The sequence below is a fragment of the Streptomyces sp. NPDC030820 genome (assembly GCF_055572075.1).
The window spans coordinates 798,924-823,971 of record NZ_JBVIEB010000002.1 but is presented as its reverse complement, the minus strand read 5'-3'; the positions used below and the strand labels follow the sequence as shown (position 1 = coordinate 823,971).

General features: G+C 69.1%; 22 protein-coding genes. 12 read left to right on the top strand and 10 right to left on the bottom strand.

From position 1 onward, the window contains the following. Positions 1-20: 20 nt before the first annotated feature. The 7 genes from ACZ418_RS08425 to ACZ418_RS08395 form a co-directional block, all read right to left on the bottom strand. Positions 21-1,160: a helix-turn-helix transcriptional regulator gene (locus ACZ418_RS08425; RefSeq protein ID WP_468358794.1), complete on the bottom strand. Its 1,140-nt coding sequence runs from the start codon at positions 1,158-1,160 to the stop codon at positions 21-23. A 548-nt stretch (positions 1,161-1,708) separates the two neighbouring features. Continuing rightward, on the bottom strand, positions 1,709-3,088 hold the full coding sequence (locus tag ACZ418_RS08420; RefSeq protein WP_468358961.1) for a DHA2 family efflux MFS transporter permease subunit: 1,380 nt from the start codon (positions 3,086-3,088) through the stop codon (positions 1,709-1,711). Between the two features lie 109 nt (positions 3,089-3,197). After that, on the bottom strand, positions 3,198-4,385 hold the full coding sequence (locus ACZ418_RS08415; protein ID WP_468358791.1) for a 3-deoxy-7-phosphoheptulonate synthase: 1,188 nt from the start codon (positions 4,383-4,385) through the stop codon (positions 3,198-3,200). A 48-nt stretch (positions 4,386-4,433) separates the two neighbouring features. Beyond that, a complete protein-coding gene (locus tag ACZ418_RS08410) occupies positions 4,434-4,766 on the bottom strand; it encodes an ArsR/SmtB family transcription factor (RefSeq protein WP_468358788.1) in 333 nt (110 codons plus the stop codon). Positions 4,767-4,871: 105 nt separating this feature from the next. Then, positions 4,872-5,687 carry an aminotransferase class IV gene (locus ACZ418_RS08405; protein ID WP_468358785.1) on the bottom strand — a complete coding sequence of 272 codons (816 nt, stop codon included), beginning with the start codon at positions 5,685-5,687 and terminating at the stop codon, positions 4,872-4,874. Continuing rightward, complete coding sequence (gene pabB / locus ACZ418_RS08400; protein ID WP_468358782.1) at positions 5,684-7,810, bottom strand: aminodeoxychorismate synthase component I; 2,127 nt, start codon at positions 7,808-7,810, stop codon at positions 5,684-5,686. Before pabB ends, ACZ418_RS08405 begins: the two co-directional genes overlap by 4 nt. A 45-nt stretch (positions 7,811-7,855) precedes the next feature. Beyond that, the gene (locus tag ACZ418_RS08395) at positions 7,856-9,352 is read right to left on the bottom strand and encodes a carboxylesterase/lipase family protein (RefSeq protein WP_468358779.1); all 1,497 of its coding nucleotides are present in this window, start codon (positions 9,350-9,352) and stop codon (positions 7,856-7,858) included. 314 nt (positions 9,353-9,666) lie between these two features. On the opposite strand from ACZ418_RS08395, the gene ACZ418_RS08390 reads away from it, so the two are divergent. The 12 genes from ACZ418_RS08390 (at position 9,667) to ACZ418_RS08335 (ending at position 21,903) form a co-directional block, all read left to right on the top strand. Then, positions 9,667-11,082, top strand: coding sequence for an NAD(P)/FAD-dependent oxidoreductase (locus tag ACZ418_RS08390; RefSeq protein ID WP_468358776.1), 1,416 nt, complete (start codon positions 9,667-9,669; stop codon positions 11,080-11,082). Continuing rightward, complete coding sequence (locus ACZ418_RS08385) at positions 11,079-12,356, top strand: cation:proton antiporter domain-containing protein (protein WP_468358773.1); 1,278 nt, start codon at positions 11,079-11,081, stop codon at positions 12,354-12,356. The genes ACZ418_RS08390 and ACZ418_RS08385 overlap by 4 nt, the downstream gene beginning before the upstream one ends. A 25-nt stretch (positions 12,357-12,381) precedes the next feature. Then, positions 12,382-13,251: a diiron oxygenase gene (locus ACZ418_RS08380; protein ID WP_468358958.1), complete on the top strand. Its 870-nt coding sequence runs from the start codon at positions 12,382-12,384 to the stop codon at positions 13,249-13,251. Then, on the top strand, positions 13,248-14,090 hold the full coding sequence (locus tag ACZ418_RS08375) for a class-II aminoacyl-tRNA synthetase family protein (protein WP_468358770.1): 843 nt from the start codon (positions 13,248-13,250) through the stop codon (positions 14,088-14,090). The genes ACZ418_RS08380 and ACZ418_RS08375 overlap by 4 nt, the downstream gene beginning before the upstream one ends. Further along, positions 14,087-14,503, top strand: a complete 417-nt coding sequence (locus ACZ418_RS08370) for a holo-ACP synthase (RefSeq protein ID WP_468358768.1) — start codon at positions 14,087-14,089, stop codon at positions 14,501-14,503. The genes ACZ418_RS08375 and ACZ418_RS08370 overlap by 4 nt, the downstream gene beginning before the upstream one ends. Then, positions 14,484-14,723, top strand: coding sequence for a phosphopantetheine-binding protein (locus ACZ418_RS08365; protein ID WP_468358766.1), 240 nt, complete (start codon positions 14,484-14,486; stop codon positions 14,721-14,723). Before ACZ418_RS08370 ends, ACZ418_RS08365 begins: the two co-directional genes overlap by 20 nt. A gap of 24 nt (positions 14,724-14,747) precedes the next feature. Beyond that, complete coding sequence (locus ACZ418_RS08360) at positions 14,748-15,575, top strand: class I SAM-dependent methyltransferase (protein ID WP_468358763.1); 828 nt, start codon at positions 14,748-14,750, stop codon at positions 15,573-15,575. Positions 15,576-15,732: 157 nt separating this feature from the next. Continuing rightward, a complete protein-coding gene (locus tag ACZ418_RS08355) occupies positions 15,733-17,313 on the top strand; it encodes a class I adenylate-forming enzyme family protein (RefSeq protein WP_468358760.1) in 1,581 nt (526 codons plus the stop codon). Between the two features lie 40 nt (positions 17,314-17,353). After that, a complete protein-coding gene (hemA, locus tag ACZ418_RS08350) occupies positions 17,354-18,601 on the top strand; it encodes a 5-aminolevulinate synthase (protein WP_468358757.1) in 1,248 nt (415 codons plus the stop codon). Further along, complete coding sequence (locus tag ACZ418_RS08345) at positions 18,598-20,124, top strand: long-chain-fatty-acid--CoA ligase (RefSeq protein WP_468358754.1); 1,527 nt, start codon at positions 18,598-18,600, stop codon at positions 20,122-20,124. The genes hemA and ACZ418_RS08345 overlap by 4 nt, the downstream gene beginning before the upstream one ends. Before the next feature lies 1 nt (position 20,125). After that, the gene (locus tag ACZ418_RS08340) at positions 20,126-21,139 is read left to right on the top strand and encodes a ParB/RepB/Spo0J family partition protein (RefSeq protein WP_468358751.1); all 1,014 of its coding nucleotides are present in this window, start codon (positions 20,126-20,128) and stop codon (positions 21,137-21,139) included. A 26-nt stretch (positions 21,140-21,165) separates the two neighbouring features. Then, positions 21,166-21,903: a PIG-L deacetylase family protein gene (locus tag ACZ418_RS08335; RefSeq protein ID WP_468358748.1), complete on the top strand. Its 738-nt coding sequence runs from the start codon at positions 21,166-21,168 to the stop codon at positions 21,901-21,903. A gap of 125 nt (positions 21,904-22,028) precedes the next feature. Here ACZ418_RS08335 and ACZ418_RS08330 read toward each other — a convergent pair whose 3' ends face one another. The 3 genes from ACZ418_RS08330 to ku all read right to left on the bottom strand — a co-directional run bounded on the left by ACZ418_RS08330 (position 22,029) and on the right by ku (position 24,991). Continuing rightward, a complete protein-coding gene (locus ACZ418_RS08330; RefSeq protein ID WP_468358745.1) occupies positions 22,029-22,886 on the bottom strand; it encodes an SCO6745 family protein in 858 nt (285 codons plus the stop codon). A gap of 127 nt (positions 22,887-23,013) precedes the next feature. After that, positions 23,014-23,838: an SDR family NAD(P)-dependent oxidoreductase gene (locus ACZ418_RS08325; protein ID WP_468358742.1), complete on the bottom strand. Its 825-nt coding sequence runs from the start codon at positions 23,836-23,838 to the stop codon at positions 23,014-23,016. Between the two features lie 106 nt (positions 23,839-23,944). Beyond that, the gene (gene ku / locus ACZ418_RS08320; RefSeq protein ID WP_468358739.1) at positions 23,945-24,991 is read right to left on the bottom strand and encodes a non-homologous end joining protein Ku; all 1,047 of its coding nucleotides are present in this window, start codon (positions 24,989-24,991) and stop codon (positions 23,945-23,947) included. Positions 24,992-25,048: the final 57 nt, after the last annotated feature.

Sequence of the window (25,048 nt, the reverse complement as noted above, 5' to 3'; positions counted from 1 at the left end):
CGGTCGCGTCTGCCCGGTCCTCACGCATCCGCTCCCTGATCCGCGAATTCCGGCCTGCGGCGGTCCTCCGCGGGCTGGGGCGGGCGTGGGGGCGTCGGTGTCGGGCCCAGGGTCGCTTTGCCGTCGATGAGGCCGGCCCTGGCCGCGACGACGCCAGCTTGGAACCGGCTGGTGACGCCCAGCTTGTCCATGATGTTGGAGATATGGCGGCGGAAGGTCCTCGAGCCGACGCCGATGCGGCGGGCGACGACCTCGTCCTTCAGGCCCTGTGCCAGGAGGTTGAGAATGCCGGCGTTGAGATCGGTCAGCGTCTCCCCGTAGGAAACGGCATCGGTGTCGAAGCCCATGCCGGCCTGCCAGGCGAACTCGTACAGGCGATGCAGCAGAGAGATGATCACCGGCTCGTAGACGGCGATGATGCTGGGAATGTCGTCGTCCGACGCCTGGTGTTCCACGAACGCGACATCGTTGCCAACCAGGACGAGGTTGCCGAAGACGTGGTTGGTGGTGCGGACCCGGGCACCCGAGTCGATCATCTGACGCAGCCGGGCCCTGGTGGTCGTCCTGGCCCGGGCCGAGTGCGGGCAGATCAGCCGGAGCGGTACCCCGCTGGTCGTCGGCGGCAGCTCGCACGGCGGAAAGCTCTGGCGCGGTCCGCGGTCGAACAGCTGCATCGCCAGGACTCCCGAGGTGCAATGGTGCAGCGAGTCGGTCAGGTGGACAAACGCCTGCTGCGGGTCGAGCAGGGAGACGACCTTGTCGTTCGGCTGATGTGATCGACGCAGGGTGCTGAAAATACCCGAAATGGTATGCAATCGCTCATGAATGCTTGCGAGTTCCCGCCGCTTTTCGTTGACCGCCTGCTGCAGCGGAATGACCAGTTCGTTCTGCGCGGCGTCCGGGCCTATGGCCCTGAAGCTGTCGAACGTCTCGGAGTACCGAAGCAGCCGCAGATCACGCAGCAGACCGACGGCTCGCTTGACCTCGGCGACCGGCACCCGCAGGGCGGTCGCCACCCGGGATAATGTCGCCGGCTCGTGAGCCAGGGTGTATTCGTAGACGCGGACGACCAGTTCGTCGTCCACCCCGGTCGCGACGTGCTGGAACCGGACCTGCCCGCCGGTATCCGATATGCCGCCGACGGCGGAATGTTTCTTCATGCCCGACACCGCCCAGGAACGTTGTCCGTACGCGTTGCCTGCACGCTCGGCCCGAATTCCGGGGCACGTACTGCGGCGAGTGAACGGTTCGCGTTGTGTGGCTTCGCCATGACCTTGCCCATCAGACGTGTGACACCCTTCTTGGTGAAATTCAGGGAGCCGACGGCCGACCGGTGGCTCCTGCCGGCCGGACCGGCGGTGACGTGAAATCGATCGGCGCTGATGTCGTGGACCGCTTCGCGCATGTGCCGCGGAGGCGGGAGCGGATGCGGATGCCGTGCGAAGTTCGAGCGCGAGGACCTCGCACGCGTCAGCTCGGGTGGGCCGAGGAATGCCGTCACGGAGCGGGTTGCCGTCGCGGAGCCCCCGTGCCACACCGGCACGGGCGCCGGCCCCTCGGTGGGAAAGGGGCATGGCACTCCCTTGGTTGCGGGCCCATGTGGCCCTCGGGCATCCCGTCTTCGGGCGGCGGCCTCGGATGGGAAAGGTCCGCCGCCCGTCCGGCAAATGCCGAGCCTAGAGTGTCAGGACGGTGTCATGACCAGAGGTCAATCGGTCGTTTGTGGCTGCGGCTGCTTCTCGGGTACGAGATTCTCCGCGGGCTTGGCCTTCACCAGCCACAGGCCGGTGAAGAGGGCGGTGAGCCAGGAGGCGGCACCGGCGGTGATGAAGGCGCTGTTGAGGCCGGCCTCGAAGGACGCGCCGTTGGACTCCCGGGTGAGAACGATGGCACCGAGCACCGCCACGCCGAGCACCGCACCGATCTGCCGGGCCGTGCTGCTGATCCCGGAGGCGAGGCCGCCCTCCTGCGGGTTGACCGCCTGGATGGCGGCGCCGGTCAGCGGCGACATGGCCAGAGCGAAACCGCCGCCGGTGATCGCCAGGCGCCACCACACGTTCCAGTAGCTGGTGTCCGCATGGACGAACCCGAGGGTCAGCAGTCCCAGCCCGGCCAGCGACAGGCCGCTGGTGACCACGATCCGGAAGCCGTACTTCGCGGCCAGCCGGCCCGCGTACGGGCTGACCATCGCCATGCCGAGCGAGATGGGCAGGGTCTCCAGGCCGGCGCTCAGCACCGAACTGTGCTGCACCGCGACGAAGAACTGCGAGAAGAAGAAGACCGACCCCATGAGCGCGAAACCGACCATGACCATGGCCGTGTTGGACACCGTGAACAACCGGTTCCGGAACAGTCGCAGCGGCATCATCGGCGCCGGGGTACGTCCTTCCACGGCGACGAACAGCGCGAGAACCACGGCGGCGACGGCGAAGCTGCCCAGGATGGTCGGCGAGGTCCAGCCCTTGGAACCGCCTTCGATCAGCCCGTAGGTCAGCGCCCCGACGCCCAGGATGGACAGGATCGTTCCCGGGATGTCGATGGCCGGTGCGCCGGGGTTGCGGGACTCGCTCAGGGTGGGCAGCGCGGCCAGCACCAAGGCCACCCCGATGGGCACGTTGACCAGGAAGATGGAGCGCCAGTCGAAGGCGTCCACCAGGACGCCGCCGGCCAGCGGTCCCGCCGCCAGGCCGATTCCGCTGACACCGGCCCACAGCCCGATCGCCTTGACGCGTTCCTGGGGAACGGGATAGGCGGCTGCGAGCAGGGCGAGGGAGCCCGGGCTCATCGCCGCGGCCCCGATGCCCTGCAACACCCGTCCGGTGATCAGCCAGTCGAGCGACGGCGCGACGGCGCACACCACGGACGCGAGGGTGAAGACCACCGCGCCGGACAGGTATACGCGCTTACGGCCGAAGCGGTCGGCGAAGACGCCACCGGACAGCAGGAGCATGGCGACCAGCAACACATATGCGTCGACAATCCACTGCAGGCCGGACAGTTCGGTGTGCAAGCGCTGCTGCATGTCTGGGAGCGCCACACCGACGATGGTGCTGTCGAGTAGTACCATGAACTGCCCTACGCAGGCCATGGCGAGCACTACCGACCGGTTCGATCGAACTTCTGTGGACACAGAAGACCCCTTTTACCACTACCGATCTCGATGGATCCTCGCGACGAGCGAGAATGATGTTCGCGCACTAGCGACTTGTTGTTGCCACGGCCAGCCGTGAGCTGAACTCCCGGCCGTGCGCCAGCAATTCACCCGTCACCCGCGCAAGATGAACAGACTGTTCCGGGTTCAGTCGGGGATCGCAGACGCTGCGATAATTCGCGGCAAGGTATGTGTCGTCGATCCGTGTGGCGACGCATTCGCTGACATCGTCACCGGACACCTCCAGATGGATTCCACCCGGGGTGACGCCCGTGTCGTTGCAGGCGCTGAAGAACGCGCGTATTTCCTCCTCGATCGCGGAAACCTGGCGCGTCTTGACTCCTGCTGGGCTGACGACCGTGTTGCCGTGCATCGGGTCGCACAGGACCCGGTCGGCCCAGCCCTCCGCGACGATACGGCTCAGCATGGCGTAGACGAGGTCGTAGGCCCGTCGACGTCCCATCCGGAAGATGAAGGCCAGCCGGCCCGGGATGTTGTCGGGATTGAGCACGGCGTGCAGGTCCATCAGGTCCGCCGGTGTGGCGCTCGGCCCGATCTTCACCGCGAGCGGATTGGCTATCTGGGCGGCGAAGGCGATGTGGGGGCCGGTCAGCCATCGCGTGCGTTCGCCGATCCAGAGCAGATGTGCCGAATGATCGTACGTCCTGCCGTCGTCCGCGCTGCGGCGGGTCTGCGGCCGCTCGTAGTCGAGCAGCAGCGCTTCGTGCGAGCTGAACACGCCCGCTCTCTCCAGGTAGGAGAGGGTTTTGCCGGACTGTTCGTAGGCACGAACCAGGTTCCATGGGTCGGGAGTTCGTTTGCCCGGCGAGAAGGCGGCGTCGTTGACCGCGTCACCGAAGTAGGAGGGAAGTGTGAGTCCTGCACGGCGCTCCATGGGCGCCGAGCGTGGTTTTGCGTACTGTCCGGCGATCCGCCCGACGGTCACGACCGGGCGGCCGGACTTCGCCTCGATCGCATCGGACATGGTCTGTAACAGGGACACCCGTTTCGCCACCGACCGCCGCGTGTTGTCACGGAAGGTCTCGGCGCAGTCGCCGGCTTGCAGGAGAAATGCTGGTTCCGCCAGCCGGGCGCGTAAGCGGCGGATGTCGGAGGCCGGCACCAGAGGTGCCGCCCGGGCCAGCGCGAGGCGCGTGCGGCGCACCTCCGATTCCACTGGCCAATCCGGTTGGTGGTCGCGCTTGTACGTGGCCGGTAATCCGACGAAATCCACTGGCAAAACCCCCGTCAGACCCTATGGATGTGGAACAAGCGCAGCCTTCTAGGACAGCGCGCCGGGCAGCGATGACTCCGCGGCGGTGAGTCGCAGGATCGCATCGAGCAGCTCCGGAAAACGGTCGCGCAGGTCGTCGGTGCGCAACCAGATCCGCCGGCATCTGCCGTCGACGGCCATGCGCACGACCCCGGCCTCGCGAAGGATGCGCCAGTGACTGGTCAGCGTCGACTTCGGCACATCCAAACCATCGACTGCGCAGGTCAGACCGGGATTTGCGGCGGCCCGCCGCACCAACTCCAAGCGCACCGGATCGCCGAGCGCATAGAGCACCGACGCGAGGGTCAGTGTCTCGGGTGCAGGCTCGGGAAGCGGTCGCATGTCCATGACCCTACCACACAGTTCGATAGTTCGGGACTGTCGAACAGTTGGCTAGGCCATCCAGTTGCCGGCGGCCGCGCTCACGAGTGCGGCCTCCTGCCGCGCTCACTGCGACGCGGCCTCCTGACGCTGGTCACGGGCCAGCGCGTCCAGGCGTGTCTGCCAGGTCCGTGCGCGCGGCGCCGGTCCCGCCACGGTCGTACGTCCGACCCATGCGCGCACCGGCCGAACGCCGTGCAGCGCGTTGACCGCCCAGGTTTCCAGGCCGGACAGGTCCTGGGGGCGGGGGCACGCGTAGGCGACACGGATCCCGGAGGCGGCCGCGATCCGCAGGAGCGTTGTCCGCGTGACGCTTGGCAGCAGATCCAGGCGTTCCGCATCCGGCGCGTACAGGGTGTCGCCCCGCCACCAGAGCAGGCTGGTCGTCGTCCCCTCGACCAGCCTGCCGTCCTCGGAGAGAATGATCGCCTCGTCGGCGCCCCGGCGCCGGGCCTCCGACCGCAGATCGGCCAGCCAGTCCAGGTCGGGGCCCTTCACGTACGGATGCCGCCGCTGGTCGGCGCCGTCGTGCACCCAGACCCGGACGCTCGCGCCACGAGCCGGCGCCGTCCGCAGCCACAGATGAAATGTCGGTGAACCGTCCAGGACGCCGAGCTCCATCCGGGGGAACCAGCGGCCGCGGTCCGGAATGCGCTGGAGCGCGGCGCGCAGAAACCTGGATGTGCGTTCCCGCGGCAGGCCGAACGATGCCGCGCACGCGGTGGTGAAACGGTCGATGTGCGTCTCGAGCGCCACGACCCTGCCGTCGGCGACCAGCCACGAGTCGATGACGTCCACGTGTCCGCCCAGCGGTACGGCGGAGAAGGTGCCGCTGGACTCGGACCAGCGCCAGCGCCGGTCTGCGGTGCCGGCGCCAGTCACAGCCGCCGTCCCACGGTGTGCGACGGCAGGGCCCGCACCGAGGCACTGGCTTTGAGCAGCATCTCGTCGAGTTCTTCGGCGGGGCTGGAGTCGAGGACGATGGCGCCGCCGGCACCGATGCTCAGCTCGTCGCGGTACCGGACGGCGGTGCGGATCACGATGTTGAGATCGGCCGTGCCGGTCAGCCCGAGGTATCCGAGCGCACCCGAGTAGATGCCGCGGGCCTCCGTCTCCAGCCCGTCGATGATCTCCATGGTGCGCAACTTCGGCGCGCCGGTCATCGAGCCACCCGGGAAGCAGTGGCGTACACACTCCACGGCGCTGGTCTCCGGGCGCAGGACTCCCCTGACGGTGGACACCAGTTGGTGCACGGTGGCGTAGGACTCCACCGCCATGAAGCTCGGGACGCCGACGCTTCCGATCTCGCAGACCCGGCCCAGGTCGTTGCGGAGCAGATCGACGATCATGAGGTTCTCGGCCCGGGTCTTGGCGCTGCTCGCGAGTTCCGCGGCGAGTGCGGCGTCGCGGACCGGATCGGTGCTGCGGGGTGCCGTGCCCTTGATGGGTTTCGTCTCCACCACGCGGTCGGCGTCGATCTTGAGGAACCGCTCGGGCGACGAGCTGAAGACCGTGACCTCGCCGAGCCGCAGCAGGGCGGCGTACGGCGCCGGGTTGGAGGCGCGCAGCCGGCGGTAGTACGCCAGGTCGTCGCCGTGGAAGGGGACCCTGACCTTGTTCGTCAGGCATATCTCGTAGCTCTCACCGGCGACGAGTTGCCGCCTGCACTCCTCGATGTCCCGCACATAGCCCTCGGTGTCCCGGGCCAGCCACGGGCGCGGATCGACGCTGTCGTCGGCCGTCCCGGCGGCACTCGCCCCGTCGGCCGTCCGGGTGCCGTCGGGCCGGCCGAGCAACTCGACCAGGTTGGCGGCGGTGCCGTCGATCCACTTCTGCGCGGACTTCCTGCTCTCCGTATCGCCGCGGTGCAGGGCGACCACATAGGTGAACTCACGCTCGTGGTCGACGGCGATCAGGCGGTCGGCGAACATCCATGCGGCGTCGGGGGTTTCGGCGCCGTGCCGGTTGTCGGAGCCGAGGTCGCCCTTCAACTCGTAGCCGAAGTACCCGACATAGCCGCTCGTGAAGTCGAACGGCAGGCCCGGGTCGCTCAGTCGGCGTTCGGCGAGCCGCCGGTCCAGGACGTCGAAGACGGTGCCGTTCTCCGCGTGCACACCCGTCGCGTTCCGCACCAGCACGGCCCGGTCGGCACGTCGGTAGGTCAGCACCTCGCTGAGCGGTCCCGAGGCGTCGCCGAGGAAGGAGAACCGGGACAGTCCTGGCTCGATGCGGCTGCTGTCGAGCCAGAAGGCGTACTCCGACTGCCCGAACAGCGCGGTGTACGCCGCCTCGGTGTCCACCGCGCCCGGAACCGCGAGTTCGAGAAGCTGGTAGGCGGCGCGGCCCGGGCCTGCCGGGCGACGCTCGACGGCGGACGCCGGTCGGGCCTGCGCTCGGCCGGGAGCCCTGCCGCCGGTCCTCCCGGCGCGGGCGGCCGTGAGGGCCTTGAAGTTGGCCATCAGTTCGCGGCCGTATTCCGAGGCGATGGACTCGGGATGGAACTGCACTCCCCACAGGGGGCGGGTGCGGTGCCGGATCGCCATCACGACACCGTCCTCCGCCCAGGCCGTGGCCTCGATCGCCTCGGGCAGCGGCTCCTCGATGCACAACGAGTGATAGCGAACGGCGGTGAAATCCTGCGGGATACCGCTGAACAGTTCGCCGCCCTTGTGCCGGACCCTGGTCAGATGGCCGTGTCGCGGTTGTGGGGCACGGTCGACCGTCGCCCCGGTGGCGTGGGCGATCGCCTGATGACCGAGGCAGACTCCGAGCACCGGCAATTCCGCCCTGGCCAGGACCTCCCCGGCATACCCCAGATCGCGCGCGTTCCGCGGACTGCCGGGGCCGGGCGAAATCACCATGTTGTCGAATTCCGCCAGGTCCAGCGTTGCCAGCACTGGATCGTCGTTCTTCAGAACGACCGGCTCACACCCGTTCACCCCGGCGATCAACTGGAAGAGATTGAACGTGTACGAGTCGTAGTTGTCGATGATCAGGCTACGCATGGGAATACGTCCAGACGGTACGTCGGAATGCGGCATCGGCATGTGTCACCCGAGGGTGGGGACGGCGGATCGGGCGTCCCAGGCGGCACGGTGGTGTTCGCGGGGGTCGGGCTCGACTCGACAGGTCGTGTCGAAAATCATGACCGGGCGGTTCTCGTCGTAGCGGGGCCAGCCGGGATCGCCCGTCCTGGCGAACCGGACCCAGCTGCTGCGCAGGGAGCGGCCGAGGTCGGCGGGGGCGTCGGGGCCGACCTGGGGTGCGAAGGCCGGATCGGTGAGCTGGTCGAAGAGGAAGGGGACTTCCAGAAAATGGGCCGCGCCGTAGCGGCCGTCGAAGGCGGGAGACTGCTGCCAGGTGAATTCGTAGGCGAAGGTGTTGCCACCGGCCATGGCGTGCAGACGGGTGAGTTCGATGCAGGGGCCGCGCCAGATCCAGTTGGTCACCGTTTCGGCGAGCTGCTCTCCGAGCGGCAGGTGTCCGTAGAGGGATGCGGCGGCCGCGCGGCAGGCATCGGGCACGTCATAGGCGTTCTGGGCGTCCAGGAGGTCCTGCTCGGTGGCGGAGCCGAACTGCCCGTTGCGTGTCAGGAAGTAGCGCGCCTCGTCGCGGTTGGTGCCGATGAGGAGGTCGACGGAGGACGGAATGCGTTCGCTCAGTGCCGAGTCGGGGAACAGGGTGCCGTCCACGACCGGCATGTAGGGGCTGAACCAGTAGGTGTAGGGGTGCCAGCGGCGGGCGTCGCGGAAGCGGACGTCCAGGGCGCGCTGGCGACGGCCCAGCAGTTCCTTGAGCGGGATCTCCCCCAAGCCGGTCTCGGCGCCCAGGTCGGCGAGGACGCGCCGGGCGACCGCGCGTCCCTCCTCCTCTTCCACGACCAGGGTCGGGCACGGGCTCTGCAGGATGGCCCGGTGCAGCAGCCCTTCGCCGGCCGCGGTCCTGGCGATCGCCGAGATGATGGCGCTGCCGGAGGAGTTGCCGAAGACGGTGACGGCGTCCGGGTCGCCGCCGAAAGCCGCGATGTTGTCGCGCACCCACCGCAGCGCGGCGACGACGTCGTGCATGCCCGCATTGGTGGTGCCGCCCGGCACGGAGAGGAATCCGTCGACGCCGAGGCGGTAGTTCATCGCGACCACGACGACGCCCTCGCGCGCGAAGACCGACCCGTCCGCACGGGGCGTGGAGGCACTGCCGGAGATGTAACCGCCGGCGTGCACCCAGACCATGACCGGCAGCCGGGACTCCCCCGGTGCGGGGGTGTACACATTGAGGCTCAGGCAGTCGGTTCCCCACGGGTAGAGCGGGGTGGCGTCCACGAGCGAGTACGTGGTGGGCTGCGGTGCGGCGGGGCCGTACTCGAATGCCTCCCGCACCTCGTCCCAGGGCTGCGGCGGCTGCGGAGGTTTGAACCGGTTGTCGCCGTAAGGCTCCGCCGCGTACGGGATTCCCTTGAACGATATGACGCCCTCGTGTTCCCGGCCCGCGACGACACCCGAAGTCGTGGTCACCAGAGCCGGTTTCTCCGCGTTCTCGTGTGTGGTCACTGCTAATCCTTTCCGGATACGCTCTGCCGGCGCCGGGTCATCGCTGGGCAAACGCTAAAGAGGCCGAGTTGTGCCTCGCAATTGCCGGAAGGGGCTGGCCGCATTCGGCCAGTGCGACGGTATGCCGGCCGCTGCCGTACCGGTCGCGCAGAGCACGATATCCCCGCACAGCCAAGGCGGCTCGCCGTGGTCGAGCCATGCGAAGGGTGGCCACATGCGGCCGCCCGCTTCCGGTTGTTGCGGGTGTCCACCACCGATATCTAGCGTCTCCGACGTCCGAATATTAAGCGTCTATGCGAGACGAGGATTCGGTGATGGGGGAACGTACCCAGGTACTCGTGATCGGCGGCGGGCCGGCGGGCAGCACGGCCGCCGGACTGCTCGCGCGGCAGGGCATCCAGGTGACGCTGTTGGAGAGTGCGACATTTCCGCGGTACCACATCGGCGAGTCGATCTTGCCTTCGGTGCTTCCGGTGCTGGACCTGCTGGGCGTCCGGGAGAAGATCGACAAGCACGGCTTCGTACGGAAGGACGGTGCCTACTTCGAGTGGGGCCCGGAGAACTGGGATCTCAACTTCGACCATCTCACGGGATCCGGCCGGTACAGCTATCAGGTGGTCCGCTCGGAATTCGACCACATCCTGCTGAACAACGCGGCCGAACTCGGCGTGGACGTACGGCAGGGCGTCAGGGTCACCGAGCTCGAATTCAGCGAGGGCCGGCCGGTCAGGGCGCACTGGGCCGCCACCGGCGACCGGTCCGTCACCGGTGAGATCCGCTTCGACTTCCTGGTGGACGCCTCCGGCCGGGCGGGCCTGATGGCCACCAAGTACCTGAAGAACCGCCATTATCAGGAGGCTTTCAAGAACATCGCGGTGTGGTCCTACTGGCGCGGGGTGAAGCCGCTGGACCGGGGACCCGAGGGCGCGATCGCGGTCTGCTCGGTGCCCTACGGCTGGTTCTGGGCGATCCCGCTGCACGACGGCACCCACTCGATCGGCCTGGTGGCCAAGCGGACCGCCTTCACCGAGGAACGGGATCGGCTCGGCAGCATCGAGGCCGTCTACTTCGACGCGCTCGCCCAGTGCCCGCGGGTCGCCGAGATGGTCGACGGGGCGGAGCGGCTGCCCGAACTGAAGGTCGAGCAGGACTACTCGTACAGCTCGGAACAGTTCACCGGCCCGGGCTATCTGATGATCGGCGACGCGGCCTGCTTCCTGGACCCGCTGCTGTCCACGGGCGTGCACCTGGCCACGTTCAGCGCGCTGCTGGCCGCCGCGGCCATCTCCGCCGTCGTGGACGGCGACCTGTCCGAGGAGGAGGCCGGCTCCTTCTTCGCCAAGGCCTACCGGCAGGCGTACGAGCGGCTGCTGGTGGTGGTGTCCTTCTTCTACAAGAGCTACAACCGCCAGTCGCAGTTCTTCGAGGCGGACAAGCTGACCCGGCGGGAACGGCACATGCTCAACCTGTACGAGTCGTTCCTGCACATCGTGACCGGGGTCGAGGACCTGGACGACACCCGGGACGGCTCCGGCGCGCTGGACAAGGTGGCCGAACGCATCCGCGCCCAGGGCGACATCGACACCCAGGGCGGCATCCTGGCCGGCCACAACGAGGCGATGAACTCGATGCCCGCATCGCCGGAGAAGGCCGTCGGCGGGCTGTATCTCGAACTGGAGCCGAAGCTTCGCATCCGGCGGCTGGTCGAGCCGGCCGTCGAGGCGGAGTGACCTCGGCGCAGAGCGTGACGCTGCTGCTGGCGCTGGCCGTGGTGCTGGTCGTGGCCAAGGCGCTCGGCTCGCTGCTGGCCCGGTTCGGCCAGCCCTCGGTGATCGGGGAGATCCTGGCCGGCATCCTGCTCGGCCCGACCCTGCTGCCCTGCGCTGTGGAACGCACCTTGTTCCCGGCCGACATCCATCTGGTCCTCGGTGCGCTGGGCAACCTCGGGATCGCGCTGTTCCTGTTCCTGATCGGCCAGGACCTCGGCCGGCATCCGCCGCGCCGGCACACCGGTGTTGTGCTCGCCACCACGTTCGGCTCCCTCGCCCTGCCCTTCGGTCTCGGGTGCCTGCTGGCCGCGACCGTGATCGAGCCCTCCGGCGGGCGGTCGCTGGGCTTCGCCCTGTTCCTGGGGACCGCGATGTCGGTGACCGCGTTTCCGGTGCTGGCCCGCATCGTCCGCGACCGCGGTCTGCTGGGCACCCCGGTGGCCGGGATCTCGCTGGCCAGTGCCGCGATCGGAGACCTGCTCGCCTGGTCGATGCTGGCCGTGACGATCATGGTGAACTCCGGCCGGACCCAGTGGCGGCTGCTGCTGGTGATTCCGTTGCTGGGACTGGTGTTCGGGGTGGCACGACCGCTGCTGGCCCGGTGGGCGCGGTGGCGGGCGCGGCGCGCGCGGACGCCGGAGCCGTTCATGATGGCGCTGGCCGGACTGCTGGGCCTCGGCGCCACGACCGAGTGGCTGGGCCTGCACTTCATCTTCGGCGCGTTCGTGTTCGGCCTGATCATGCCGTCGGGCCCGGGCGGGCTGCGTGAGCCGGCCGGCCGCCGGTTGGGGCTGGTGACCGAACACCTGTTGCTGCCGGTCTACTTCGTGGTCGCCGGCGCGCAGGTGGACCTGTCCCGGCTCGGGGTGTCCGGGCTCGCCGAACTGGGCGCGATCATGCTGGTCGCGGTGGGCGGCAAGTTCCTCGGCGCGACGGCCGGCGCGCGGTGGGCCGGACTCGACTGGCGGCGCTCCGCGGTGCTGGCGACCCTGGCCAACACCAGAGGGCTCACCGAACTGATCATTCTCACCACCGGGTTGCAACTCGGACTGCTGGATCAGCGGCTGTACTCGCTGATGGTGCTCATGGCGGTGCTGACCACCGTGATGGCCGGTCCCCTGCTGCGCGTGCTCTACCCCCCTCGGCTGGTCGCCGTGGACCGGGACCGGGTCGAAGGACCGGTGTCCGGCCAGTCTCCGGCCGCCACCGGACCGGCCGCCGGCGTCCGGGCATAAATGATCTCGAATGGAGTGGCAGACCATGGTCAGCGAGCTGATCAATTCCGACAAACGATTCCTGGAGATACTCGACCGGCTGACCACCAAGTCGATCGACGACTACTACAACCCCTACCGGCTGTTCGAGTGGCCGGACAGCCTGCCGGACGACATGTGGTGGATGAGCCCGGAACTGACCACCACCCATGGCACCCCGCTCGCCGAGCGGCTGAGCGAAAGGGAGTTGTACGCGCTCTCCAGGTTCGAGAGCATCAACTTCTACAGCCTGAACGTGCACGGCATCCGGGAACTGCTCATCGAGGTCACCCGGCGCATCCACACCCGGGGATTCGAGACCCCGTCGGAGTTCTTCCACCACTTCATCGGTGAGGAGAACGAGCACATGTGGTTCTTCGCCGAGTTCTGCCTGCGCTACGGCGGGAAGATCTACCGGCAGCCGGCCGGGGCGAACGCGGAGATCCCGAGGTCGGACGTGGAGAGCCTGCTGGTCTTCGCGCGCATCCTGATCTTCGAGGAGCTGGTCGACCACTTCAACTCCCGGATGGCCCTGGACGAACGGCTGCACGACACCATCCGGGCCATCAACCGGATTCACCACCAGGACGAGTCCCGGCACATCGCGTTCGGCCGCGAGCTGGTCACCGCGCTCTTCGCCCAGGTGAAGCAGACCGCGACCGAGCAGGAACTGGCCGGCATAGCCGACTATCTGCGCCGGTACATGGCCTACAGCTTCGAATCGCTGTTCAACCCGCACGTCTACCGGGACGCCGGCCTCGCCGACCCGCTGGCCGTGCGCGACGAACTGCTGGCATCGCCCACGCGGGCGGAGTTCGAGCAGAACATCTTCCGCAAGACCTCGAAATTCCTCGAGAAGATCGGGATCGTCTCATGACCGCGCACGCCGCCCGGGCCACACACACCGACGCGCCGGCCATTCTCGACCCGGACCAGACCGATCTGCTGCACGAGCTGGACGGCGTGTTCACCGGCTGGGGGCGGGCCGCCGGTGCCCGGGAGATCCTGCCGCCGCCGGTCTACCGCGTCTCGGACCTGGAGAAGTTCGACGTCTACACGAATTTCCCGCACCTCGCCCTGGTCGCGGCCCCGCTGGAACTGGCGGGCGGCCCCGCCGAGCCCGCGGACGGCCGGTTCGCCCCGGACGACCTGCGTGCGGCCCGGCTCGGCCTGCCGCACGCCACCTGCTTCGGCGCCTACCTGTTCCACGAGGACGCCGAGCTCGCCCAGGACACCCTGATCACCCTGGTGAACCGGTGTTTCCGCAATGAGGAGCACTACGTCCCGCTGCGCCGGCTGGCCAGCTTCCAGATGCGGGAGATCGTGGCGCTGGGCTCGTACGAGCACACTCAGCGGGTGCTGGCCGAGTTCACCGAGCGGATCACCGGGTTCGGGGCGGCGCTGGGCCTGGCCCTGAACCGGGTGGCCGCGTCCGACCCGTTCTTCGAGAAGGACGGCGCGCGGGCGCTGATGTCCCGGCTCAGCCCGGTCAAGTACGAGTTCCAGGCCGGTGACCTGGCCATCGCCTCGGTCAACACGCACCGCAACTTCTTCGGCGAACGCTGCCGCATCCGGCTGGCCGGAGAAGACGGCTACGCCTTCACCAGCTGCGTGGCGTTCGGGCTGGAGCGCTGGCTGGCCGTGCTGCTGGACGCGCACGGAAGCGCGCCGAGGGCGCTGGCGGCGGTTCGGGACGCCGCCGCGAGGGTCCGGTGACGGCACCCGGCCGGGTCGGCATCGACATGGTCCCGTTCGGCCGCGTACGGGACCTGGTACGCGACGAGGCCGTGCTGGCCCGGATGCTCTCCGCCGAGGAGATCCGGATCTCCCGTGGCGACCGCGGACCGGACATCCCGGGTATCGCCGGCCGGCTGGCCGCGAAGGAGGCGGTGTTCAAGCTGTTCCAGGTGCCCGACCAGACCCTGCCGTGGCGCGGCATCGAGATCCTGCCCGCCGACGGCGGCTGGCCCGAGGTGCGGCTGGCCGGCCGGGCCGCCGAACTCGCCCGGCGCGCCGGTATCGAGCACATCTCGGTGAGCATCACCCACGACGACCCCTGTGCCGTGGCGGTGGCGTTCACGGCCTGCAACCCAGAGAACAGGAGTGCACATGGCAGCGACGGGCATTGACGAGGTCCGCAACTGGATCCTGAAGCGGCATCCGGAACGGCAGGCCATCGACGCCGAGGTGAATCTGATCCAGACCCGACTGGTCGACTCGCTGACCTTCGTGGAGCTGGTCTACGTGATCGAGAACGCCACCGGCGTGGAGATCGACTTCGACAACATCGACATCCAGGACTTCCAGACTCTCGCCGCGATCGAGAAGGCGTTCTTCGTCGCGGCCTGACCGGCAACAGGAGGGAGGCATCTCATGGAAGCCGTCTCGTACACGGCCCAATGGACTGCCGCGGCACGGGCGTTGGAGACCGAACGCGGGGACCGGGCGATCTTCTCGGATCGCTACGCCCGCGCGCTGGCAGCGCCGCGCGGATTCGAGCTGCTGGAGAAGAACCGGGGCAGCGGGCTGATCCCGTTCATCGCGATACGCACCCGGTACCTGGACGAGAGCATTCGGCAGATCCTCACGGACGACGGCATACGGCAGATCGTGTTCGTCGCAGCCGGCATGGACACCCGCCCGTTCCGGCTGGACTGGCCGGACGACGCCACGGTGTACGAGGTCGATTTCCCGGCGCTGCTGGAGGAGAAGCGCCGGCGGCTGACCGGACTGAGCGCGCAGCCGCGGGTGACCCGCCGTGAGGTGGCCGTGGACCTGCGCCAGGAGTGGCTGCCCCGGCTGGAGCAGGCCGGGTTCGACCGGGGCCGCCCCACCCTGTGGATCGTCGAGGGGCTGATGTTCTTCCTCACCCCGGAGCAGGCGACCAACCTGCTGCGCACCCTCGGCTCGGCGTCGGCCCCGGGCAGCTGGCTGGGCGTCGACTTCGTCAGCCAGGCGCTGCTGCGCAGCCCGTTCTCCCGGGAGTTCCGCCGCAACCTCGAAGAGGACGGCACGCCCTGGCTGTTCGGCACCGACGAGCCCGAGGAGTATCTGGCCTCGATCGGCTGGAAGGCGCGCGACGTCAGGGAACCCGGCGAGCCGAGCACCGCGCACGAGGACTGGCCGTTCGAGGTCCAGCCCCGGGAGCGCAAGGGGCCCTCGCGCAGCTGGCTGGTGCGCGCCGAGTTCGTGGGCGGCTGAGAGCGGGGGTCTGCTCGGGGCCCTCGTCCCTCCGCACCTCTCTGGCCCACCCACGAGGTGCCCGATCTCGGCTGTTCCGAAGTTTTTCCGATGCTGTTTCCGATGCGAAGGCCTTCCTGTCAGCGAAAGAAATGCGGGTCGGAGGGGAGAGATCATCATGGCGACCGACGGTGGGGAATGGTGGGCGGCGGCGGGCGGCTATGTGGCCGAGCTGCTGTCCGCCCTCGCGAAGGAACCGGAAAAGCCGGTGCTGCACTATCGCGGTTCCTGGACGACCGGGGGTGCGCATCAGCGCTCGGTGACCGGGATCTACCGGGCTCTGCGCGAATCCGGGGTGGGACACGGCACGGTCGTCGGCGTGCTGACCGCGTCGAACAGCCCGGACATACTCGCGGTGCGGCACGCGGCCCATCTGCTCAGGGCGGCGGTCGGGCATCTGCGCTCGACCAATCCGGGGTCGAGCACGGCGATGCTGTCGATCGACGATCAGCTCGAGATTCTCCGGGGCACCGGGGCGGCGGTGCTGTATGCCGATCGGGAAAGCGCCGGCCGGGCGGCCGAGCTCGCGCGGCTGGCCGGTGTTCCGCTGATCGGCCCCGCCGTACCCGGGGCGCGGGAGGTCACCCCGAGCGACGACCCGGGTCCGGGCGACGTCGTGCCGTGGTCACCGGAGGACCTGGCGGCCGTGGCGTTCACCAGCGGCAGTACCGGGCGGCCCAAGGGGATCAGGAAGTCGCGCCGGTCCTGGGACAGCGTGGTGTACGGCACCATCGCCCAGGGCCGGGAGGCCGAGCAGATCACGGCGCTGGTCGGCACACCGCTGAGTCAGACCGTGGCGCAGTTGGCCGATGCGGCGCTGATCGACGGCGGCCGGCTGGTGCTGTTGGAGGAGTTCACGCCGGACGCCTGGCTCGGTGCGGTGAAGGAGCACTCGGTGACCCGGACGTTCATGGCGACGAGTCATCTGTACCGGCTGCTCGATCACCTGGAGGAGCTGGGGCTGTGCGATCCGGTGGCCGCCGGGCTGACCGGCCTGCGCCGCCTCGACTACGCCGGAAGCCCGGCTGCTCCGGCCCGGCTCGCCGAGGCCGTGAAGCTGTTCGGTACCAGCCTGTTCCAGCAGTACGGCACCTCCGAGAGCGCCAGGATCAGTTTTCTGGCACCGCGGGAACACACCGACCCGGAGCTGCTGGCGACGGTGGGCCGGCCGTTCCCCGGTGTCGAGATCGGCATCTGCGATCTGGAAACGGGCGCTCCGCTGCCCGACGGGCAGACCGGCGAGGTGCGGGTCCGGTCCCCGCACGTCATGGACGGCTACCTCGACGAGGTGCTCACGGCGAAGGTGCTGCGCGACGGCTGGTATCACACCGGTGACATCGGCTACCGCGACGAGCACGGCTATCTCCATCTGCTGGACCGGATCGCCGACATGGTCAAGATCGACGGGGTCAAGGTGTATCCCACGGTGGTCGAGCGCGCGATGCTGACGCTTCCGGGGATCGCGCAGGCCGTCGTGTACGGCTTCCTGGGCCAGGACGGCCTGGAGCATCTGCACGCCGCGATCACCCTTCGCCCGGGTGCCTCCGTGGATGTCGGCGCGGTGCGCACCCACCTGGGCAACATCCTCTCGCCGGCGCACGTTCCGGAACAGGTGCTCGTCCTCGACGAGGTCCCCCTGAACGCCGCCGGCAAGCCCGACAAACCACGCCTGCGGCTGGAACACGCGTCACACGCCTGACGGCAGGCAGGATCCATCCCTATCGACGATGTGGAGAACCATGCCCACACATCTGGATTACTTCAGGACCGAGATCACCCCGGCACAGACGCAGACCCGTACGTTTCTCGAGATCGGCAGGCAGGCCGGGAACTTCCCGAGCGCCACGGCGCGGGTCCCCGAAGGGGACACCGAGGTGAGCGTGTGGTGCAGCAACGACTACCTCGGCATGGGGCAGCATCCGATGGTGCTGGCCGCGGTGCACAATGCCGTGGCCAGGTTCGGTGCCGGGTCGGGTGGTTCGCGCAACATCGGCGGCACGAACCACTGTCACGTCGAGTTGGAACAGGAGCTCGCCGACTGGCACGGCAAGGAGTCGGCGCTGCTGTTCTCGTCCGGCTACACCGCCAACGACGGTGCGCTGACGGTGCTGGCGGGCACGCCGGCCGACACCGTGGTCTTCTCCGACGAGCTGAACCATGCCTCGATCATCGACGGGCTGCGGCACAGTGGCGCGACCAAGCGGATATTCCGGCACAACGACGTCGGGCATCTGGCCCGGCTGCTCGCCGAGACGGACCCGGAGTTACCGAAACTGATCGTGCTGGAGTCGGTCTACTCGATGTCGGGCGACATCGCCCCGCTCGCCGAGATCGCCGATCTGGCGGAGCGTTTCGGTGCGACCACGTTCCTCGACGAGGTGCACGCGATCGGCATGTACGGGCCGGAGGGCGCGGGCATCGCGGCACGCGAGGGCATCGCCGACCGCTTCGACATCGTCATGGGCACCCTCGCCAAGGGGCTCGGGACGGTGGGCGGCTACATCGCCGGGCCGAACGCACTGGTCGATTACGTCAGGACCGCGTCGCGCGCGTTCGTCTTCACCACCTCCATGCCGCCGGCCACGGCGGCGGGCGCGCTCGCGGCGGTACGGCACCTGCGCGGATCGGAGGTGGAGCGGCAGCGGCTCGCCGAGAACGCCCGGCTGCTGCATCGTCTGCTGCAGGACGCCGGCATCCCGTTCAAGTCCGCCGACTCGCACATCGTCTCGGCGATGGTCGGCGACGACGCGCTGTGCAAGCAGGCCTCGGCGCTGCTGCTCGACCGGCATGGCATGTATGTGCAGGCCATCAACGCGCCCAGTGTGCGCGCGGGTGACGAGCTGCTGCGGATCGCACCGTCGGCGACCCATACCATGACGGATGTGAAGGAGTTCGCGGAGGCGCTCGCCGGGATCTGGCGCGACCTCGGCATCCCGACCGCCTCCATGCGCGGCGGAGCGTCCTCGGCCGTGAAGGAAGTGGTGTGACCCGACCACTGGCCGCCGTGCTCGCCGACACAGCGGCACGGCGGCCGGCCGCGCCGGCGGTGATCTTCGAATCCACCTCCGTCACCTACCGGCTGCTGTGGGAGCAGGCACGCACCTGTGCCGCCGAGCTGCGCCGGCACGGGATCGGGCCGGGTGACCGGGTCGCCCTGCTGCTGCCCAACACCCCTCGGTTCCCCGTCGCCTACTACGGCACGCTCGCCCTGGGCGCCACCGTGGTCCCGATGAACGTGCAACTGCGGGCCGAGGAGATCGAGTTCGTGCTCGCCGACAGTGGCGCACGCGCGCTGATCTGCGCCGGGCCCACGCTGAACGAGGGCGCCAGGGCGGCGGACGCCGCCGGCGTCACGCTGTTCTCGATCGGGGCGGAGAACGGGGCAGCGGTACGGCTGGACCCGCCCGAGCCGGCGTCCCCCGTCGCGGGGCACGTCCCCACCTCACCCGACGACATCGCAGCGATCCTGTACACCTCGGGCACCACCGGCCGCCCCAAGGGCGCCATGCTCACCCACCGCAACATCGTCACCAACATCGAGGTGACTGCGGTGTCCCCGTTCGACGTCCGCCCCGACGACGTCCTGCTGTGCAGTCTTCCGCTGTCCCACACCTTCGGCCAGACCTGTGTCATGGGCGTGGCCTTCCACGTCGGCGCGACCGTGGTGCTGATGCCCAGGTTCACGGCGGACAGCGCGCTCACGCTGATGGCCGAGCACGGCTGCACCGTGTTCATGGGCGTGCCGACGATGTATCACGCACTGTTGGAGGCGGTGGCGAACGGCGCGCCCGCGCCGCGGCTGCACCGGGCGTACAGCGGCGGTTCGGCACTGCCGGTGCCGGTGCTGAAACGGGTCGAGGAGACGCTGGGCTGCCAGGTGTACGAGGGGTACGGGCTGACCGAGACCTCCCCGTGCGTCGCCTACAACCAGCCGGGATCGATCACGCGGCCGGGCACGGTGGGCACACCGATCGCCGGTGTCGAGGTCGGCATCACCCGTGCCGGACTCGAGGACCGCATCGAGTTGCTGCCCGCGGGCGACGTCGGCGAGGTGGTGATCCGGGGCCACAACGTGATGTCCGGATATCTCGGCCTGCCCAAGGAGACGGCCGCCGTCCTCGTCGACGGCTGGTTCCGCTCGGGTGATCTGGGCGTGCTGGAGGCGGACGGGTACCTACGGCTGGTCGACCGGAAGAAGGACGTCGTCCTCCGCGGCGGATACAACGTCTATCCCCGTGAGGTCGAGGAGGTGCTGCTGCGGCACCCCGCCGTCGGCCAGGCCGCGGTGATCGGACTTCCGGACGACCGGCTGGGGGAAGAGATCTGCGCGGTCGTCATCGCCCGCCCGGCGTTCACGAAGGACGCGGCGCTGGCTGCCGACATCGTCGCCTGGAGCCGGGACCGCCTGGCCGGCTACAAGTACCCGCGCCGTGTCGAATTCACCGACTCCCTGCCCACCGGCCCCAGCGGCAAGGTACTCAAACGCCTTCTGGTGCAACGCTATTCGTGACATGGGGGCTCGCGTGCAGATCGCGCACAACACATCGAAGGGATCGTGTCAGTCCGGCACGGTGGAAGTCGGCCTGCACGAGCTCAGGTTCGGCTGCTCACCTCGCTTCCCGGAGGAGGACGTCGAACACACCCGGGCCCTGGCGGAAGTCGCCGCGGAGTCGTTGCCACCGATCATCGTTCATCGGCCGTCGATGACCGTCGTCGACGGCCTGCACCGATGCCGGGCGGCGCTGCTGCGCGGCGAACGCACGATCAGGGCCCGGTTCTTCGACGGAAGCCCGGAGGAAGCCTTCCAGCTGTCGGTCGAGGCCAACCGGGCCCATGGGCTGCCGCTGTCCCTTTCCGAGCGCAAGGCGGCGGCCGCCCGGCTGATCACGATGTTCCCTGACCGGTCGGACCGGTCCATCGGGCACTGCGCCGGTCTCTCCGACAAGACGGTGGCCAGGCTGCGTCGCACGAATCCGGAAAATCCGCAGTCGAACACGCGCATCGGCGCCGACCGGCGCAGGCGGCCCGTCGACGGCGCCGACCGGCGCAGGCTCGCGGCCCGGCTGCTCGCACTGGAGCCCGGCGCGTCCCTGCGGCAGGTGGCCGGCGCGGTGGGCATCTCCCCGGCGACCGTCCTGGACGTCCGCAGGCGGATGGCGCGCGGGGAGGACCCGGTGCCGGCGGGGGCGGCGCGCTCCGGAGGCCTGCGGGGCGTGCCGCGTCCCCGCACACCGGGCCGCCAGCACCCGGCACCCGATCCGCACAGCGTGCTGCGCAATCTGCGGCGGGATCCGGCCCTCAGATCGTCCGAGGCGGGCCGCGACCTGCTGCGCCTGTTGCATGCGACGGTGCTCAGCCGTGAGCGATGTGATGCCCTGCTCCGCCACTCCCCGCCGCACTGCCGGGACCGGATCGCGGACCTCGCGGAGGTCTACGCCGAGGGGTGGTACGTGCTGTCGAGGAGGCTGCGCGACCCGTCCGGTGACTCCTGGCCGATACCCGAGAAGAGAGGAAGCGAATGGTGACGCCGCCCTTCAAGAGGCTCGCGCCGATGACCGAGAACTGGCAGACGGGTCTGGCGATCGTCGCGCACCCGGACGACCTGGAGTACGGGGCCGCCTCCGCGATCGCCCGCTGGACCGCGCAGGGCAAGAAGCTGACCTACTGCCTGGTGACCAGCGGCGAGGCGGGCATCGACGGAATACCGCCGGAGGAGGCGAGGGCGGTCCGGGAGGCCGAACAGCGCGCGTCCGCCGCGATCGTCGGTGTCGACGCCGTGGAGTTCCTCGGGTTTCCGGACGGTGTCCTGGAGTACGGGTTGCCGCTGCGGCGGGCCATCGCCCGGGAGATCCGCATCCGCCGTCCGGAGATCGTGGTGACCAACAACCTCCGTGACACCTGGGACGCCGAGGAGCTGGGCCGGGAACACGCCCCGCTCAATCATGCCGACCACATCGCCACGGGGCGGGCGATTCTCGACGCCGTCCGGGATGCCGCCAACCGCTGGGTCTTCACGGACCTGCTCGACGAGGGCCTGGAGCCATGGGGCGGCGTACGGCAGCTCTGGGCCGCGCACTCCCCGCTGGCCGAGCACGGGGTCGACGTCACCGAGTCCTTCTCGCGCGGTGTGGCCTCGCTGCAGGCCCACGAGGCCTATGTCAAGGGCCTCGGCCGGGCCGACTTCGACCCGGCGGAGTTCCTGGAGTCCCTGGGCCGGCGCGCGGGCACCAAGTTCGGCAGCAAGCTGGCGACGTCCTTCGAGGTGATCAGGTTCACCGCCGAGGACTGACCTTCTCCGGTTCCGAGGGGAGTTCGCCGTGGCTCCGGGTGTCCCGCCCGCCACGGCGAACTCCTTTTTCGTCCGCTTTTCCGTCCGCTTTTCCGTCCTCGTCCTCTCACGGGCTCGGCTGCCGGTCAGCGCGGGAAGAACACCCCTTCGGCCGGCAGGCAGCCCGCCGCCACCAAGGCCCTGGACAGCTCGGAGCCGACCTCGACCAGCCGCTGCGTTCCCGCGTCGCCCAGCGCCCGCCACGGCGGGGCCGCCAGCCGATCGGTTGCGGCCTCCACCCGGGCGCGCAGCGCGGCACCCTGCTCGGTGATGGCCCCGTCCGCGTCCACCACGCCGCGCACCCGCAGCTCCTCCACCGCGGCGTTCCACTGCTCCTGCGACCAGCCACGGTGGGACTGCGCGAACGACGGCAGGAAGCCGGCGCGGGTCGCGGAGTGGCTGACCATCGACTGCAGCCCACCGAGGCCGGCGTCGACCAGGGCGGCGATGTGCCCGTCACCGCGGTGTTCCCGCAGGATGGCCAGCCCCTGCCACAGCACCATGTGCGGCTCGTCCGGCCACTCCAGCTCCTGGTGGGAGGCGGCCAGCGGGCGTCCCTCGGTGTCCGCGCTCATCGCGGCGCGGCGCGCGAGTCCGGCGGCCTCGGCGACACGGGGCGAACCGAGCGCGTCGGAACCCAGCATGCGCGTCAGCGCGCGGTCCGCCGCGACGAGACGGGCCTCGACGAGCTTCGCCGGGGTGGCCAGCTCCCATGCCCTCGGAACATTCTCCCGGACCCGTTCCGGATTGAAGTTGTAGAACGTCGCATGCACCACCGATGCGGGCACCGCGCCCAGCGGCGCCGCCCTGCCTCCGAGATAGCACATCAATCCGGGTTCCAGCCCCGCCGCGCCCAGCTCTTCGTCGTATTCCGGCGCGAAATACACCATGGCCGCGAATATCTGGAGCTGACGCATCGCCTGACCGATCTGCGTGTCATCCATGAGCAGCACACTAACTTCAGTTCTTTTGAATTGTCACCCCAACGGCCGACACAAACATTGCACGGCAATAAAAGAAGGCACCGGCGAACGCTTTCCGTTCGCCGGTGCCTGCCTTTCTGGAATTCCGTTATCCCACCGGATCGCCGGGGCCGGTGGTGCCGATCCCGAGGACACGGGCCCGCGGGTTCTCCGCGACGCGCCGGGCCAGTTCGTCGAGGTCGTCGCGGGCATGGACGAATCGGCCGTGCAGCATGTCGTACCGCCCGGACACCAGGGCGGCCACCATCTTCGCGGAAACCGTCACCGGCAGGAACGCCTTGTCCGGTATCTCGTGGTAGTCCGGGCGCGCCTCGGTCATCGCGGTGCGCACCATGCCGGGGTTGATGTCGAGGACCACGACGCCGCGGCCGGCGGTCTCGTGCGCGAGGGCGCCGCTGAAGCGGGCCAGGGCCGCCTTGGACGTGGCCAACGCGCTGAAGGTGGCCACCGAGTCGTCCCGGGTCGCCACCCGGGTGTTGATGTTGATCACGTACCCGTGGCCGCGGTCCAGCATGGACGGGACCAGCCGGCGGCAGAACAGCATGGGCCCCCGCACATTGGTCGCCATGACCTCCCACCAGTCGTCCGGATCCGACTCGGCGAAACAGCCGAATCTTCCCGCGTAACCGGCGTTGTTGACCAGGACGTCGACGCGTTCGAAGCATTTCTCCACGGTGTCGCAGCAATGCTCGACATTCACCGGATTCGTGACGTCTCCGGTTACCGTGACGACCTCGCCGCCCATCCGTTCGATGTGTTCCGCGGTGACCGATAGCTCGTCCGACAGCTTGTCCACAAGACCCAGGCGATAACCGTGCTTGGACAACGTGAGGGCGATCTGCCGACCAATTCCGCGGGCCGCTCCCGTCACCAGAGCGACCTGTCCCGCGCCGACGCTCCCAAGTTCAGACAAGGTGCCTTCCTTCATGGCGTACGGTATTTGGCCCGACGGTAACGGCGCTCCGCGATTCTGTCGATGCGTTCACGTCGTTGTGCTCGAACAGAAGGAAGTGCCGAACTCAGGCCGTGCGCTTGCGGGACGCGGTCTTCTTGGCGGCTGTCTTGGTGGCTGTCTTCGCCTCCGTCTTCTTCGCCGCCTTCGCCGCCGTGCTCTTCGTCGCCGCCGCCTTCTTCGCCCCCTGAGCCGCCTTGGACGTCGACTTGCGCGCAGGCTCCGCCTTCTTCGCGGTGGCCGTCCTCTTCGCCGTGGACGTGGACTTCTTGCCGCCCGCCGCCTTGGGTGCGGCTCTCCTCGACAGGGGTCTGACCTCGCCCTCGGCGGGCGCCTCGCCGCGGGACTCCCGGGCCGCCCGCACGCTGTTCTCCAGCGCGGCCATCAGGTCCAGCACCTTGCCGCCGGCGGCCGGGGCCGGGGCCTGAGGCGGGGCCTCGCCGGAGGCCTTCGCGGCGATGACCTCCTCCAGGGCCGCCCGGTACTCGTCATGGAGGTCTTCCAGGTCGACCTCGCCGAGGGTGTCCATCAGGGCGTCGGCGAGGTCGAGTTCCTTGTCACGGATGGTGACGTGGGCGTCGGGGGCGACGCCCTCGGGGGCGCGGACCTCGTCCGGCCACAGCAGGCCGTGCATGGCGATGGCGTCGCCGACCACCCGGAGCATGCCGAGGCGTTCGCGGCCGCGCAGGGCGTACTTGGCGATGGCCACCTTGTTGCTGCGTTTCAGGGCCTCGCGGAGCAGGGTGTACGGCTTGGCCGCGGGGGCGCCGCCGGCTGCCAGGTAGTACGCCGCGCCCATCTGGAGCGGGTCGATCCGGTCGACCGGCACGAAGGCCACGATCTCGATCGTGCGGGCGGTCGGGATCGGCAGGTGGGAGAGGTCGTCGTCGCTGATCGGGATGATCGTGCCGTCCGCGTCCTCGTACCCCTTGCCGATCTCGGCCTGGCTGACCTCGCGGTCCTCCAGCTCGCACACCTTGCGGTAGCGGATGCGGCCGTTGTCCTCGGTGTGGATCTGGCGGAAGGAGATCGAGTGGCTCTCCGTGGCGTTCACCAGCTTGATCGGGATGCTGACGAGCCCGAAGGAGATGGCCCCGTTCCAGATGGATCGCACGTGCCGCACCCTTCCTCTGCCGAGTCCACCGGGATTCCGCCGGTTTCAGTGGTTTGT

Coding starts and splice junctions, on each gene's coding strand:
- ACZ418_RS08365 (WP_468358766.1), top strand. CDS start 14,484: ATGGCAGCGACGGGCATTGACGAGGTCCGCAACTGGATCCTGAAGCGG.
- ACZ418_RS08330 (WP_468358745.1), bottom strand. CDS start 22,886: ATGGATGACACGCAGATCGGTCAGGCGATGCGTCAGCTCCAGATATTC.
- pabB (WP_468358782.1), bottom strand. CDS start 7,810: ATGCGTAGCCTGATCATCGACAACTACGACTCGTACACGTTCAATCTC.
- ACZ418_RS08410 (WP_468358788.1), bottom strand. CDS start 4,766: ATGCGACCGCTTCCCGAGCCTGCACCCGAGACACTGACCCTCGCGTCG.
- ACZ418_RS08355 (WP_468358760.1), top strand. CDS start 15,733: ATGGCGACCGACGGTGGGGAATGGTGGGCGGCGGCGGGCGGCTATGTG.
- ACZ418_RS08390 (WP_468358776.1), top strand. CDS start 9,667: ATGGGGGAACGTACCCAGGTACTCGTGATCGGCGGCGGGCCGGCGGGC.
- ACZ418_RS08340 (WP_468358751.1), top strand. CDS start 20,126: ATGGGGGCTCGCGTGCAGATCGCGCACAACACATCGAAGGGATCGTGT.
- ACZ418_RS08425 (WP_468358794.1), bottom strand. CDS start 1,160: ATGAAGAAACATTCCGCCGTCGGCGGCATATCGGATACCGGCGGGCAG.
- hemA (WP_468358757.1), top strand. CDS start 17,354: ATGCCCACACATCTGGATTACTTCAGGACCGAGATCACCCCGGCACAG.
- ACZ418_RS08335 (WP_468358748.1), top strand. CDS start 21,166: ATGACCGAGAACTGGCAGACGGGTCTGGCGATCGTCGCGCACCCGGAC.
- ACZ418_RS08420 (WP_468358961.1), bottom strand. CDS start 3,088: ATGGCCTGCGTAGGGCAGTTCATGGTACTACTCGACAGCACCATCGTC.
- ACZ418_RS08380 (WP_468358958.1), top strand. CDS start 12,382: ATGGTCAGCGAGCTGATCAATTCCGACAAACGATTCCTGGAGATACTC.
- ACZ418_RS08375 (WP_468358770.1), top strand. CDS start 13,248: ATGACCGCGCACGCCGCCCGGGCCACACACACCGACGCGCCGGCCATT.
- ACZ418_RS08360 (WP_468358763.1), top strand. CDS start 14,748: ATGGAAGCCGTCTCGTACACGGCCCAATGGACTGCCGCGGCACGGGCG.